Source organism: Haloarcula nitratireducens, from assembly GCF_019599505.1.
Genome location: NZ_RKLT01000019.1, coordinates 1 through 13,617 on the forward strand (window position 1 = coordinate 1; position 13,617 = coordinate 13,617).

Genomic DNA, 13,617 nt, shown 5'->3' on the forward strand with positions numbered 1-13,617 from the left:
GACAGTCAACTCGCCCTGAAGTCAGGAACCGTGACGCCGAATCGGGGATTCGTCCCGTCCCCCTAATCGGGGGTAGAGGCCGAGTTCACTGACAAGCCCCGCGCCACCGTGCGCGGGGCAGTTGACCGGAGTAGTCCTTGCTACAGACGGCCAGAAACCCCGTTTCAGTAGTTCGAATTCGCTGGCGATCTAGTGGCGTGCCAACCTGACTGTCAGCCGCCGTCTCGATATGACGAGTCCGCATTGAAGATACTCACCAGTCCTAGCGCTCTCCGCCCGGTTCGCCCTCGAACACTTCACCCGAGGCCTGTGCTTGGCGATGTTCGGCGGCGATGGTCGCGCCGTCGTCGGTCACCTCGTCCTGTACCTCTTCGTCAACTGGCTGCTGCTTGTCAGTACTCATGGTGAGCCTCTCACCCGTCAGAGGCGCACAAAATCATGATACGATTCGAAATCGCTTACGTCCGATTGACGGGAACTAGCCCTTCTCGATACTCGATACGCTTCCGTTCACGCTCGGATCGATAGGCCAGCGTCTGACCGTTCCCGTACTCGACCACAATCGCATCCTCAAGCTCAGTAGTCGTCGCGCGACCGCCGTCAGCGACGAAGACCGGGTCCATCGGTTCCTCATCCAATGGGTTCTGTCCAGTTCCCGACGTCGGCCAGACGCCCGTTGTCTGCCAATAACGCCGAATCCACTCCAGACTCTCTCGTACGGTTGCTCGAATCGAGAGATGGTCGGCGTCACCGTAACCATGCGGCGTGAAATACTGGCCCTTCAGCGCCGCTAGATGAATCCCGTTCCAGTCTACACCGACGATATCGGCTGGTGGTTCCCCCGTGACACGCGGCTGTGTGAGGCTCTGAATCGCCTCGTATTGCTTGGGTGGACTTGCACCGAGTAGGTGGACCCGACGCTCGCGCCAGTCCACAATATTCGTGTACTCCTCGGCTACTTTGTCGGAGTATCCCATCGGGTATCCAAGAACGATATTATCGTCAATCGCAGGAATCGCCTCCCGACACTTCGGGACAATGATGATCTCTGTCCCCGGAAACTTCCGCTTCAATTCTCTCGCCGCTCGATTGTATTGCCGGGCTCCCTCACTGTCGTACGCATCCCCCAGCATTCCGACAGCCGGTTCGTACTGCTCGAAGCGCTCGATATAGCGGTCCAAGTCGGGATTTCGAAAGTCGTTATCTAAAATCTCGATTGGAACATCGACGTTCCGTAACGACGACTGGTAGGAATAGTCCTCACGAACACCGACTGCGAAACCCAGCGCGTAGGCGTCGATGACGAATGGTTCCCGATGCAGGAACCCCACGTACTCGGCTTGCTTCGCGTCGTCGATGGCTGCTGCTGACCAGGAGTGTCGTGCGTCTGTAGACATTGTAACATGGACGCCCTGAGAGGCGCGCCCAGCTGCCCAGCGCGCCACAAATACGCCTCGTGACTCCAGGAAGAGGACGCCAACAGGCTAACCAACGCTATCTCACGTAGCGGCTCTGTTGAAGTCCGCTGAGAGAGGAGTAGCGTGTTGAATATAGAGGAGACCTGCAGCAGAGGGACACGACTTATTTCACCTCAGGAGAAATGAAACAACGGTTAGAACGAATGTACGTACTGACCACCGAGACATCCACCAATCTCAGTGGATATTCTTCCTAGCGTGCTGAATACAGAGCGCGCATCTCCCAGCCGTTCGTTGCGGAAAGCCCGTCGCCAAGGACTACTGTGGGGAAGAGTAAGGGCAGCAGACGGCGTATAGGTACAGTTGAGGTATCATGGAGACCGTCATATCAGAAGATGGTACGCCTATTGCATACGAACGAATCGGGAGCGGGCCACCGCTCGTCCTCGTGCACGGGAGCGCCGACCTGCACACGTTCTGGGATTTGGCTGGGACGCGCTCCGCCTTCGCAGAACACTGTACGGTTTATGCGATCGACCGGCGTGGACGTGGGGAGAGCGGTGACGCTGCCGAGTACGAACTAGAACGAGAGGCCGAGGACGTGGCCGCCGTCGTCAATGCGATTGACGACCCAGTAACGCTACTCGGTCATTCCAGTGGAGCTCTCTACTCACTGGAGGCGGCCCTGCGCACCGATAACCTGCGCAAACTCATCCTGAACGAACCTCCCGTTGCGGTCGGTGACCACGAACTCAACGTCGAAGGGGCTATCACTGAAATGAGAGGACTGCTGGAAGACGGTGAACACGAGCAGGCGCTCGTTCTGTTCCTGGAAGAAGTCGCCCAGCTCACGCCGGAGGAACTCGACGCGGCTCGCTCGGCACCGATCTGGAAAGACATGGTGAACGCTGCCAATACACTGCCCCGCGAGTTGCAAGCGATCGCCGAGTACGAGTTTGATGCTGCCCGGTTTGTAGAAATGACCACGCCGACCTTGGTGTTGTCCGGCGGTGAGAGCCCCCCATTCAACAAAGATGCAACGGAAGCGGTCACCGACGCGCTTCCAAACAGCCGACTCGTTACCTTCGACGGGCACGCCCACGAGCCGATGAACACCGCGCCGGACCGCTTCGTCGACGAGGTACTCACATTCATCCGTGAATCGAACTAACGAAGCCACAACCGATCTCCCATTCACCTTCCGGCGGCTATCAGATGGAAAGAACTGCTGGGCAGCTGCCCCGGCGCAAATACTCTGAAACGAACACGATCTTCGTGGTGGATAGATCCTCTATATTGAACGCTCACTGAGCCCCCTGTATGCAGCACGGCCTCAGCATCCTGTCAGCGACTGAAGATCCCCACAGAGTCCACGTAGCTGCTATCTGTTGGTTAGCCTTCGACTGCGTCGATAAGCTCGGCCGCCGTACTCGAAATCCGATCTAACCGGTCTCGAACCGTCGCCGGCGCATCCTCGTCCCACGCCGCCAGATAGAACGCTGAGTTGTCCGGATCCAAGCCGAAGTGCCGACTGACGATATAGGCCACCGCCTCAGCCTCGACCTCCAAGCGGGATTTCTCCTCACCCGACTCGCGCTCGAAGTGCATGGTCGCGTGGGCAAACTCGTGAATCAACGTGCTCGCAAGATCAGCCCGGTTCTCGCGGTCGATCACCTCCACGACCGGATTCGTCGTCGTCGGACTCCGCCGTTCACATACCCCGCGTGCCGACCCGTGGCTCCACTCGTCGGGAGCGACGATAGTCGCATCAACGCCGATGGCGTCGGTCGCCGCCAACAGGTCCTTGACGAGGCCGTCTGCATCACCATACGCTTCGGTTTCGAGTTCGGGCAGTGGTTCGCCCTCAGTCTGGGAAATATCGAATACCGATGTCGGCCGGAATCCAACCAGCCCTCGGGACCACTCGTCGGGCTCGGTCTCGTCGTACTCACATTCCGTATTCGCGTGATAGGAGGGCGAATTCCCACACTCGGGACATTTATTGGTAATGATGGGTGCCCAAATCCAGATTGCATCTTCGCCCTGCTGGACGTGTCGGTCGAACCCCTCCTGCCAGGTATTGTACCCGGCGACCTTGGTCGCGTTGGGACACTGCAACTGGATGAGCAGCGTGTTCCGGGCCGAGTAATCGTGGAACTTGCTCTGCACCTCGAGCCACTGCTGGAACTGCTCGCTGGCCTGGGCCTCATCGGTCAGCTCGGCGAGGTCCTCAACCCACGCATCGAGCTGATCACGCATGTCGTCGGCTCGGGTATCCGAATCGTCGAAGGAGTATGTGGTTTGCTGGCTGGACGCCGCTGCGTCGGAGAAGTCGGTTTGCATCGTCGCCATTGGTATCTATCGGGACGCACTCTCGGGTACGCCCCCGCACCTCCCACGGGGGGCAGAAAATCCACGCTGTAGTGCTGTGGTAGCGGAGAGACTGCGGCGACGATGCTGAAAAGCGAACGTGGAAACTGCATTATGCGGGTGCGAACCGATCGGCACCAGTCGATCTGAAATAGACTAGTAGCGTGCATCGTCTTGGTCTAGAAGGTGACAGGCTGCAGAGTGCTCATCGGTGAGCCAGACGTCTTCTGGGATGTCGCGTGCACAGATTGTCGGGAATGCGTCGACGAGATGTTTGTGTGCGCCAGTCACATCGCCGTTGAGGAGGCGATTCACCGCCACGTTAAGGACTGCATCGGCCTCGGGGTCGTCAAGGGACTGTGGCAGGTCGAGAGACGCTCGAACGGTCTCTCGGGCCGAGTCGTCTGCGACGCTTTCAACGGGAAGGTCGGTCTCGGTAGCGACGGCCGCTCGAAGAGACTCAGGCTCGATTCGCTCCTGAGCAAGCCGAAGTCGGAAGTCAAGGATCGCTCGCCAATCACGCTGTTCAATATCATATGTATCGGGCGGGATGACTTTCGGGCACCGAGTGTGGAACCGGCAGCCACGTGGTGGGTCACTCGGGGACGGGACGGCGCCGCGCAATCTGACTCGGTGGCCACGTTTCCGGGGATCGATAGTCGGAATCGATTTGACGAGGACCTCTGTGTACGGATGTTGTGGAGACTCGAACAGGCAATCGGTCGGGGCGGCTTCGATGATCTCGCCCAGATACATTACGAGAGTTCGGTCACAAATCTGCCGAACGACCCCCATATCGTGGCTAATAAAAAGGACCCCGAGGTCGAACTCTCGTTGAATGTCGGCGAGGAGGGTGAGAATCTCGGACTTGACGGAGACATCTAACGCGCTGGTCGGTTCGTCAGCGAGCAGGAGATCCGGGCCCAAGACGAGCGCTCGGGCGAGTGCAATTCGCTGTTTCTGTCCCCCGGAGAACTCGTGAGGATATCTGTCGATGTCGTCCGCCGATAGGCCGACACGTTCTAACAGATCCGCTACGACCTCTCGTCGAAGGGCCCGGTCGGTAATACCATGGATAACAAGTGGTTCGGCGACGGATTCGCCGATTGACATGCGCGGGTCGAAACTGGCGCTTGGATCCTGAAAGATCATCTGTGCGTTCCGCCGAAACGCCGTGAGCGCGTCGTCCGACATCTCGGTGACCTCTCGTCCATCGAACCGAATCGAGCCGCTCGTTGGTTCTTCGAGGCGAAGCATCGTCCGTGCAGCGGTCGATTTCCCACAGCCAGATTCACCGACGAGGCCAACGGTCTCACCACGCCGGACCGTGAGATCGATACCGTCGACAGCTCTGACGGCCCCAACTTGTTGTCGAAGAATGCCTTTCGTAATCGGGAAGTGTTTCGTGAGATTTGTCACCTCGAATAGCGGCACGTCACGCATCGGGGTCACCACCCGAACGACCGTTTCGAAGCACCTCAGGGTCACCGTTCGGCCCGTAGTATACGCAGGAAGCCGCTTGACCATTTCCGACATCGTACAGCGAGGGTTGGTCGCCAGTACGGCAGTCCTCACGGGCATACTCACAGCGGCTGGCAAACCGACAGCCTGCGGGGGGGTCGTAGAGGTCAGGTAGCCGCCCCTCGATAGTTCGGAGGGCCCACCCCCGACCGGGAAGGCAGTCGAACAACGCCTGTGTATACGGGTGAGCGGGCCCGTCAAACACGTCGTAGACATTCCCTCGCTCCATCACCTTCCCGGCGTACAGGACGACCATCCGATCGGCGAGTTCGGCGACGACGCCGAGATCGTGCGTGATGAGCAAGATCGCCATCCCGTACTCGTCCTGGAGAGAGTCAAAGAGGTCCAACAGCTGTGCTTGAATGGTTACGTCGAGCGCGGTCGTCGGTTCGTCGGCGATGAGCAGGTCCGGCGTCGCCGCGAGCGCCATCGCGATGACAACGCGCTGTTTCATCCCGCCGGACAATTCGTGGGGATAGTCGTCGTACCGCGTCGCGGCATCGGAGATACCGACCTGATCAAGGAGCGTGATGGCACGTGCTCGTGCCGCCGTATCACCGACGTCCTCGTGGGTTTGAATCGCTTCACGTATCTGCCAACCAATAGTGAAGCAGTGGTTGAGCGCATCCTCGGGGTTTTGAAACACGTGGGCGATACGGGCGCCCCGAACGGCGCGCAGGTCACGCTCTGAGAGCGGCAATAGGTTCCGCCCATCGAGAAACACCTCGCCGCTCGTAACGTGACCGGGCGGCATCGGAATCAGTTTGGTTATCGTCTCAGCCGTGACGGTCTTTCCACTCCCGCTCTCGCCGACAATACAGACGGTCTCGCCCCGCTGCACATCGAAGTCTACGCCGTCTATCGCTTGGAGTCGCCCCCGGTCGGTCTCGAACTCGACAGAGAGGTTCCGGACCGACAGAAGTGGTTCGCGCCGAGTGTCGTCGGCTGTCTCCTGTTGTTGGCTCACTAGTCCACCTCCGAGCGCGGGTCAAGCGCGTTCCGGAACGCGTCGCCGACGAAGTTGAACGCCAAGATAGTGAGAAACAGGAAGACACCGGGAATCGTCGAAACCCACCACGCGGTCCGAAGGTCAGAGCGCCCTGCGGCGATGGTCTGTCCCCACGATGGAATCGTCGGATCCCCGAGCGCGAGGAACGCCAACCCGGCTTCGAACAGAATTAGGCCCGGAATGAGCAACGTTAGGTTCGTGATGACGGTGCCCGAGATGTTCGGAAGGATGTGTCGCAGGATGACGTGTTTCGTATCCGCACCAGCACATCGCGCCACGTCGACGTATGCCTCCTGGGACCGCTGGAGTGACGCACTACGGACGAGGCGCGCTGTCCCGCCCCAACTGAAGAGACCGAAGACGAGAATGAACATCAGCAGGCTCCCGCCGAAAAGGTAGATGAGCAGCAGGTACAGCAGGAACGACGGGAAGACCTGCTGAATGTCGACGTAGCGCATCAGCACTTCATCGACCAGTCCACCGACGTAGGCGGCAACGGTGCCCACAGTCGCACCGATACCGACGATGAGAAACGACGTTATCAGCCCGATACGCATCGACACCCGCATCCCGAGAACCACGAGGGCAAGGATGTCTTTCCCGCTGCCGGTGGTGCCGAGCGGGAACTGCCAGCTCCCGTGACACCGGCCGTCGCCGACGTCACCGACACACTGCAACGGGACAGCACTGTCGACAGCGAATCCGACCGGTGGCTGGTAACTCTGTAGCAGCGCTACCTGTGGTCTCGTGACGAGCAACGGCCCGACGAGTCCGAGCGTGAAAATGACGAGTAAGTACGCGAGACTGAGGACGGCCGCCCGGTTCTTTCGGAACTCCTGCCAGTAGTAGGCAGTCATCCGCCGATGTCGCACTAACGGAACGACAACGTAAAACGCGAATAGCGTGAGTGAAAGCATGAACAGCCAGTCCAACTGCGTGAGGTCCCACCCCTCCCGGAGCACTGGATTCGGTGCGAATAACGGCCCTTCTTGGAAGTAATCGATGACGAACGCGACAGTGAGCCCGCCCAGCGTCAGCAGCAATCCCATAGTCTGCCTGTCCAAAGTGAAGCCACCGTTGGCGTCCCAGTCGATGTCCTCGAATCGTCGCCGAGGCGTATCCGAACTCATCAACGGTCACCGTATTCGATGCGGGGGTCCAGTACAGTGTAGGCAATGTCTTGGAGCAAGTTCCCGACGATAGCGATGAAGACGCCGATGAGCGTCGTCGCAAGGACCAGGGGTGTGTCCTGATTCTGGATGGCTTTGAAGCTCAACTGTCCCAATCCGGGGATGCCGAAGACGACTTCGACGAGGTAGGAACTGGCGATGAACAGTCCGAGCAGGTCGGCCACCAGAATCGTCGAGAGCGGGACGGCCGCGGGTCTGAGAACGTGCAACAGCAGTATCCGTCGCTCCGAGACGCCTTTCGCTCTCGCCGTCTTCGTAAACGTCGCTTCAACGTATTCTAGAGCTTCTGCCCGCGTGTATCGTGTCAGGCTGGCTATCGACCCCGTGGTCAGGACGAAAACGGGAAGAACGAGTTGTCTTCCATTAGCCAAACTGAACACGGGCACGTTCGGGTCAAAAACGATCGGAACCCAGTCAAGTTGGACGCCAAACAGTACCAGCAAAACGATGCCAAACCAGAAATTCGGAATCGCGTATCCAAAGAAGGCGATGAACGTCGCGGCGTAGTCGAACCGGGAGTACTGGTGAGTCGCCGAGTATAGCCCGATAGACAGCCCGCATAGGACCGTGAAAATCGTCCACGGAACGGAGTACATCATCGTATATGGCAAAGCCTCGGCGATTGCCGCGGTCACTGGCTGGCCTCGGGAGAGACTGTAGCCCCAGTTGAATGTCGCCATACTAGTCATGTAGTCGGTGTACTGTCGCCAAAGCGGGCGGTCCAGGCCTCGCTGTTGTTCGTAGGCCTCCCTCGCGGCCTCGGCATCACTACCGGCGACGGCAGCGTCAAACTGGATAGCGGTGAGCGCCTGCTGTTCGGTCGCGTACAGCAGCGCCCACGTGATAGAGAGAACGATAAACGTCGCGACGACGGCCCAGAGAAGCCGGCGAGCGACGTACCACCTCATCGCTCAAAATAGTACGTCTGGGCGTTCCACCCGCTGGCGAAAGTCTCCGTCGGCCCAACGAGTTCGTCCTGTGTGCCGACGATGTTCGACGGTAGTAAAAGGAAGCCAAAGGGTTGTTCGCGGGCGAGATTTCGAAAGACGTCCCCGAATAGGTCACGCCGTCGCTGTTCATCGATGGTCTGAGACGCTTTAGCGTACAGTTCCGGGATATTCGATTCCGGAACGTAGCCGTAGTAGTTGATGTTCCCCCGCTCGTCGAAGAACGTGGCACTCGAACTCGGTGTGCGTGGATACGTATTAAACCCGAGGACGACGGACATGTCCCACGGTTCCTGACTGACCGAGATGTCGCGCGGCCCACCGTTGAACGTCCCCGCGCTCCATGAGACCTCTCGTCCCTTCGGGGGCGAGTTCACGGCGTACTTTTGTTGGAAGGTGTTGCCGGGGATCGTTTCGATGCGGACGGCGATACCGAGATTCGATTCGACCTCCTGCGCTAGGAGCTCGGCCAGCGTCTGATTCGTCTCGCTCGCCGAGCTGGCATACAGCGATAATCGCACCGGCGCGCCGTCGGGACCCACGAGAGTCGTCCCATCGTAGCGATAGCCTGTCCCCGCGATGCCCCGCCGCATGCGAGCTCTGGCCGGTTCCTGCCCATAGAGGTCGTCGACACCGAACAGATACTGTTGCATTCCCTCCTCGACGTACCACTTTGAGAAGCGCGGCTGCATCGTAAACGCCGGTTCGGCGAATCCGCGATAGAGGTTCTCTGCGAGGACTCGCTTGTCGACTGCACAGGCGAAGGCTTGCCGAACCGCGACCTCTCGAAACGGCCGCCACCCATTTGCGCGCATGTTAAACTTGATGGCCTGGATGAACGGCTGTGGCTGGACGTAGACGTCGACGCCGTCGAAATCCCGAAACTCCTGAGCGTTCTTCGGTGGGATTCCAGCAGTCGTCACCTCCCCGTTTCGCAGTGCGTTGAGTCGGGAAGACTCCTCGGCGATCACCTGGATTCGATACGACTGGAAATACGGCGCATTGTACCACTCCTCGCCGAGGCCCTCTACCTCGCGGATGTAGTAGTCCTCGTTTCGCGTGGCGACGAACTGCGATTCCCGCTGCCATCGGTCGAAAGTGTACGGACCGAGATTGCCCGTATACTGGAGCGTAGTGATCTCCTCATCTCGCTGGAGTCCCGCTGCATCCTTCTCTGCGACGTATTTTTCCAGTATCCCTCGTGGAAGGCAGTTTTGTCCCCACAAGATGGGTTTCAGCGGGAACGACGGATCGACTTCGGGAAGGCGGATCGCGAATGTGAGGTCGTCGATTTGCTCGACTGGAATCGGCTCACCCTGCCGGAACCAATCACCCGCACTCGTGTAGCCAGCCCAGTTGTCTTCCCCTTGGAAGACGTTCCGAATCATGTACACCCAATCACTTGCGGTCATCTGCCCGTACCCGCCACCCCACCGGAGATTCTCTCGGAGTGTAATCCGATAGGTCTGTCCATCGTCCGTCGATGGCTCTGCCCAGAGTGGGAACACGTTCTGATCATCGTCGACCGCCCAGGCCCCGTCCAATGTCAGGCCGACAAACGCCCCCGATGTCGTGTCATTCGTAAAGAGCCAGTTCAGTGAGTTAGCATCCGAACCAACGACGCCAACGAATTCCCCGGCCGGTTCTCCCGGACCCGACGATGTAGACTCGCTATCCGCCGCCGTTGAGGCCGCGTTCTCACTGCTGTCACTGCCGAATAATCCACAGCCCGCTAATGAGGCCGCAGTACTGATTCCGAGCGCCTGCAGCAATCGACGGCGAGTCGGACGAGCGAGTGTATAGGGCACTCCGCCATTGGGTGCCATCATCTAGCACAGACGAGTTGTGAGATAATTAACTATTCCGCCTGTAGAGCACTCAGATTCATTGGCAACCTCTCCCGGCTGAAGCCGTGGATCCTCCGATGGAGATATTAGCTACGCCGCATCCACGGAGGCAACTCCTCTTTAACCAGAGGACTTCCGCTCGCTACGTGTCAAGGCCAGTTAGACGGAAGTTCATCTGCGTGATTGTCGATCAAATCGAGTAGTGGCTCGATCTCGTCGTACCGGGGTCCCTTCGAAACCTCACCGGTCTCACGGTGCCACTCGATATAGCCCGCCTCGGCCAGTTTGGGGAGGTGAGTATGGATCAACTGGAGGTGTGGATCATCTGTGCTGTCTGTGCCACGAAATACGAAGTCAGATTCGTGCTTTGTCGCTCCATCTTGGAGGGTGAACAGAATCAAGCGCCGCTGACGCTTGGCGAACATATCAAGGACCTTGTCCATGTTCGATGCTTCCAGCACACCCCGTGAAACACTCTCACCCATAGTCTATCGTGATTAATAGCTATAGTTATAAACATTTCGACTAGATAACACGTAGAAACGACACGTCATATACAGGAGAAACGCAGCAAGACTACCCACTTGCAGCCTCCCAGCCCACATGGAAATACACAAGCGCTTGATTCGACTCGAACACTGCTCCCGACGGCGAATGGGCGAGTAGTTGCGCCGCTGGAATACCGTTGACAACTCCCGCAGTACGGAGGTCTTCGACGAGATCGTGGGCGAGCGACTCGTCGATACACAGTGAATCCGTTCTTCTGTCGCGGTTGGTGGCTAGCTGACGGCACTCGAATCGTTCGTACTCTGGAATCATCTCGTCCATGATATCACGAGAGGTTGGCCCTCTTACTCTGCCAGGGGACAGAAAATGGAGCTAACCAACGGCCAATGAATTATCTATCATATGTTGGTTAGCAACACACCACTGCGTCCGGAGCTTTTCGACCGATAGCATGGTTAGGTCAGCAGTTCTGATGTAATCTTGTACTTAGAAAAATCTCTGGCGACCACCCCAATCGTCAAATCGAAGGCCCCGAAAACCACTGGTAATGGAGAACCCGCGGACGCCGATTAACCCGAGCGAGGAGGCCGCACTAGAGCTCATCGAACAGTGTGTCGACTCGTCATCGGAGCAATCGGGAATCTCGCGGGAGGATGCTGTTTCGCATCTCGTCGACGATGGGATCGAACAAGCCGACGCGAACGCACGGATCAAGCAGCTGCTCTTGAAGGGCTATCTCTACGAGGTTGATAACGAACTCCGGATTCCGCCTCGGCGCTGACTGGATAGCTCAAACATGGTGTTTTGCGATACCAGGAGGCCGAAGGTAGATTAGCGGACGAAGTCGTCGTTGTCGTCGAGGACCGCTCCGAGACGCAACGCGTCGCGGATACCGTTCCCACGTTGGTCATGGAGCCGCGTCGTGGGGCTGCTGATGTCCAGATGCTCCCTGCCCGTTGTTCGGCCATGGGCGGCTCTGGGAAGCCATTCACCTGTCGCTGAGGCAACTATGTCGCGTCAGCGAAGGCCATTGATCGGTCAGCTGGCGTATAGGCGCCTCCTCAAGCTCGTAGACGAGCGTGTAGTCGTCGACGGCCGACGCCGCCTCGTTGGCAGGGGCGGCTTGTGACGGCGCCATCCCTCGCGACAGCACCGTAGAACGTGGCCAACTCAACAATCAGGTGGATGATACCGAGAACGTCGTCGCCGCTCGCGAACAGCTGATCAACGTGGCTGACCGCACTATATGCTAATCCTCTCGTTACGGCGGGTTTGACGTACTATTCAGCCGATCCGGCTCATCGTCTTCATACGCTGCTCGCCACATCGCATGGACCGCACGCGTCACGAGTGAGACTTCGGTCACGTCGATACAGGACGGCTTGGCGGCCGTCGTGGCGGCGTCGGGCGGAGGGTGGAAATGGATCTCGGGGGAGTGTGTATTCGGGTGGCGATCGAATCGCCAGTTGACATCGGCGGCATCGACGTAGTGAAACGAATACATACCCAGCTCACTCCACTGGATATCGAGTCGAGCGTTCTCGGCGTCGCCAAGCCCGTCAGTGAGACTGATCTGCAGTTCCGTGGGGGCGACGACGTCATCGTACGCCGTGGCGTCGACTAACGGCTCAATTTCGAGCCAAATATCACGAATTCGCTGGAGCGCCGGAAGATAGATCGGTCCGAACTCGCCGGCACGGTCGTCCTCGCTCATACCGCAAGTTGGTGGCTGGCTTCGTCGTAGGCGAGTGCTGCTTGGGCGACGGCGAGATTCTGCCGCGTCGTTCGCCACGCCGTGAGGTCGTCCCAGCCCTCCGTCTCGCCAGCATCAAGTTGCTGAGCAAGTTCTTCCGGTGACACCACGTCGTACCGGTCCTCGTAGCGCCGAATTTCCGCCTTCATCTCCTTGATGCTGTCGAGCAACTCCGGTCGATTGACTTCGTCACGAAGCTCACGGATCCGAGACATCAAGATCCGGTCGCTGTTTCGCTTGTACAGCGTTGTTTGGCCATCTTGGTTCGTCTCGGCGAACCCGGTGTTCACAAGGGCCTTGCAGTGTCGACGTGCCGTCGGCTCGCTCACGAGGGCGCGGTCGGCAATCTCGGCGGCCGACTGTCCGTCGTGGGTTTGTTCGACGATTTCATACACTCGCTCAAACGGTGTAGTGTCGTCTTTCCAGTCCGCTTTGACCTGCTCGTTGACGTCGTCCCATGTTTCGGTCATACTGGGTGCTACGCGCTCGATAAACAAATAATTTCCTGAGGAAATTATCTAACGGTAGTGTTTGTACGGGAGTATCGTCACTAATACGGAGTCACTGAATATGGACAGTGAATCACTCTCTGGCTACACACTCAGCTGACCACGGCATCCGTACCAAGACAGAATTCGACCCGCGTACCGGGCACGCTGAACGCTGTCGCCCTTCGTCAGCGCAATAAAGTCTCATGGGACATAGTAACCTCCCACTATATAATCTAACTTTGATATAACGTGACGAGAAATAGCTATCTTGGTAGCAGTTCCAGTTGTTGACGACACAGGCAAACCAGTGGTTACTCATCGCTCAGACTGACACAGGCACTACGCACTCATACCCAACCTCTTAGAATAGTGGTAGCTCCCAATAGAAAGAGACTGGCTGTCTTCTGACTGGGGTCAGCTGCTCCCCCTTTCAAATCTCTCCAGCGCTCGCTGTCTCTCACCTTCCTTGGTACCCTCCCCCTCAATCGTCGTTTCAATTCAACTCTAAATACTGATAGGTCTATGATTCCAGCCGTCGTCCCCACGCTAGCCCAATCCCGTTTC

Annotated in this window: 14 protein-coding genes; 2 read left to right on the top strand and 12 right to left on the bottom strand. The window is 58.2% G+C overall.

Features of this window, described 5'->3' with window-relative positions; translation table 11 throughout:
* Positions 1-262 precede the first annotated feature (262 nt).
* Together EGH23_RS21145 and EGH23_RS21150 are read right to left on the bottom strand one after the other, a co-directional pair.
* Positions 263-403: a hypothetical protein gene (locus tag EGH23_RS21145; RefSeq protein WP_220581976.1), complete on the bottom strand. Its 141-nt coding sequence runs from the start codon at positions 401-403 to the stop codon at positions 263-265.
* A 55-nt stretch (positions 404-458) separates the two neighbouring features.
* Complete coding sequence (locus tag EGH23_RS21150) at positions 459-1,397, bottom strand: DUF6610 family protein (protein WP_220581977.1); 939 nt, start codon at positions 1,395-1,397, stop codon at positions 459-461.
* Between the two features lie 394 nt (positions 1,398-1,791).
* Between EGH23_RS21150 and EGH23_RS21155 the strand changes: the two genes are divergently transcribed.
* The gene (locus EGH23_RS21155; RefSeq protein WP_220581978.1) at positions 1,792-2,589 is read left to right on the top strand and encodes an alpha/beta fold hydrolase; all 798 of its coding nucleotides are present in this window, start codon (positions 1,792-1,794) and stop codon (positions 2,587-2,589) included.
* 221 nt (positions 2,590-2,810) lie between these two features.
* On the opposite strand, the gene EGH23_RS21160 is transcribed toward EGH23_RS21155, so the two are convergent.
* The 8 genes from EGH23_RS21160 to EGH23_RS21195 all read right to left on the bottom strand — a co-directional run bounded on the left by EGH23_RS21160 (position 2,811) and on the right by EGH23_RS21195 (position 11,130).
* On the bottom strand, positions 2,811-3,770 hold the full coding sequence (locus EGH23_RS21160; RefSeq protein WP_220581979.1) for a zincin-like metallopeptidase domain-containing protein: 960 nt from the start codon (positions 3,768-3,770) through the stop codon (positions 2,811-2,813).
* 174 nt (positions 3,771-3,944) lie between these two features.
* Positions 3,945-5,324 carry an ABC transporter ATP-binding protein gene (locus EGH23_RS21165; RefSeq protein WP_328766749.1) on the bottom strand — a complete coding sequence of 460 codons (1,380 nt, stop codon included), beginning with the start codon at positions 5,322-5,324 and terminating at the stop codon, positions 3,945-3,947.
* Positions 5,224-6,276, bottom strand: coding sequence for an ABC transporter ATP-binding protein (locus EGH23_RS21170; protein WP_220581981.1), 1,053 nt, complete (start codon positions 6,274-6,276; stop codon positions 5,224-5,226). The genes EGH23_RS21165 and EGH23_RS21170 overlap by 101 nt, the downstream gene beginning before the upstream one ends.
* Entirely contained in the window at positions 6,276-7,448 is a 1,173-nt protein-coding gene (locus tag EGH23_RS21175) for an ABC transporter permease (protein ID WP_220581982.1), read from the bottom strand. The genes EGH23_RS21170 and EGH23_RS21175 overlap by 1 nt, the downstream gene beginning before the upstream one ends.
* Positions 7,448-8,416: an ABC transporter permease gene (locus EGH23_RS21180; protein WP_220581983.1), complete on the bottom strand. Its 969-nt coding sequence runs from the start codon at positions 8,414-8,416 to the stop codon at positions 7,448-7,450. The genes EGH23_RS21175 and EGH23_RS21180 overlap by 1 nt, the downstream gene beginning before the upstream one ends.
* Entirely contained in the window at positions 8,413-10,284 is a 1,872-nt protein-coding gene (locus EGH23_RS21185) for an ABC transporter substrate-binding protein (RefSeq protein ID WP_328766729.1), read from the bottom strand. The genes EGH23_RS21180 and EGH23_RS21185 overlap by 4 nt, the downstream gene beginning before the upstream one ends.
* A gap of 167 nt (positions 10,285-10,451) precedes the next feature.
* Positions 10,452-10,787, bottom strand: a complete 336-nt coding sequence (locus EGH23_RS21190; RefSeq protein ID WP_236044998.1) for a DUF7344 domain-containing protein — start codon at positions 10,785-10,787, stop codon at positions 10,452-10,454.
* Positions 10,788-10,878: 91 nt separating this feature from the next.
* Positions 10,879-11,130 (bottom strand): DUF8069 family protein, encoded by a 252-nt coding sequence (locus EGH23_RS21195; protein ID WP_220581985.1) that lies wholly within the window; start codon positions 11,128-11,130, stop codon positions 10,879-10,881.
* Between the two features lie 226 nt (positions 11,131-11,356).
* On the opposite strand from EGH23_RS21195, the gene EGH23_RS21200 reads away from it, so the two are divergent.
* Positions 11,357-11,590 (top strand): hypothetical protein, encoded by a 234-nt coding sequence (locus EGH23_RS21200; protein ID WP_220581986.1) that lies wholly within the window; start codon positions 11,357-11,359, stop codon positions 11,588-11,590.
* 480 nt (positions 11,591-12,070) lie between these two features.
* Here the strand turns inward: EGH23_RS21200 and EGH23_RS21205 are convergent, their stop codons facing one another.
* Together EGH23_RS21205 and EGH23_RS21210 are read right to left on the bottom strand one after the other, a co-directional pair.
* Entirely contained in the window at positions 12,071-12,523 is a 453-nt protein-coding gene (locus EGH23_RS21205) for a toxin-antitoxin system TumE family protein (protein ID WP_220581987.1), read from the bottom strand.
* Entirely contained in the window at positions 12,520-13,032 is a 513-nt protein-coding gene (locus tag EGH23_RS21210) for a winged helix-turn-helix domain-containing protein (protein ID WP_220581988.1), read from the bottom strand. The genes EGH23_RS21205 and EGH23_RS21210 overlap by 4 nt, the downstream gene beginning before the upstream one ends.
* Positions 13,033-13,617: the final 585 nt, after the last annotated feature.

Coding starts and splice junctions, on each gene's coding strand:
- EGH23_RS21145 (WP_220581976.1), bottom strand. CDS start 403: ATGAGTACTGACAAGCAGCAGCCAGTTGACGAAGAGGTACAGGACGAG.
- EGH23_RS21150 (WP_220581977.1), bottom strand. CDS start 1,397: ATGTCTACAGACGCACGACACTCCTGGTCAGCAGCAGCCATCGACGAC.
- EGH23_RS21155 (WP_220581978.1), top strand. CDS start 1,792: ATGGAGACCGTCATATCAGAAGATGGTACGCCTATTGCATACGAACGA.
- EGH23_RS21160 (WP_220581979.1), bottom strand. CDS start 3,770: ATGGCGACGATGCAAACCGACTTCTCCGACGCAGCGGCGTCCAGCCAG.
- EGH23_RS21165 (WP_328766749.1), bottom strand. CDS start 5,324: ATGTCGGAAATGGTCAAGCGGCTTCCTGCGTATACTACGGGCCGAACG.
- EGH23_RS21175 (WP_220581982.1), bottom strand. CDS start 7,448: ATGAGTTCGGATACGCCTCGGCGACGATTCGAGGACATCGACTGGGAC.
- EGH23_RS21180 (WP_220581983.1), bottom strand. CDS start 8,416: ATGAGGTGGTACGTCGCTCGCCGGCTTCTCTGGGCCGTCGTCGCGACG.
- EGH23_RS21185 (WP_328766729.1), bottom strand. CDS start 10,284: ATGATGGCACCCAATGGCGGAGTGCCCTATACACTCGCTCGTCCGACT.
- EGH23_RS21190 (WP_236044998.1), bottom strand. CDS start 10,787: ATGGGTGAGAGTGTTTCACGGGGTGTGCTGGAAGCATCGAACATGGAC.
- EGH23_RS21195 (WP_220581985.1), bottom strand. CDS start 11,130: ATGGACGAGATGATTCCAGAGTACGAACGATTCGAGTGCCGTCAGCTA.
- EGH23_RS21200 (WP_220581986.1), top strand. CDS start 11,357: ATGGAGAACCCGCGGACGCCGATTAACCCGAGCGAGGAGGCCGCACTA.
- EGH23_RS21205 (WP_220581987.1), bottom strand. CDS start 12,523: ATGAGCGAGGACGACCGTGCCGGCGAGTTCGGACCGATCTATCTTCCG.
- EGH23_RS21210 (WP_220581988.1), bottom strand. CDS start 13,032: ATGACCGAAACATGGGACGACGTCAACGAGCAGGTCAAAGCGGACTGG.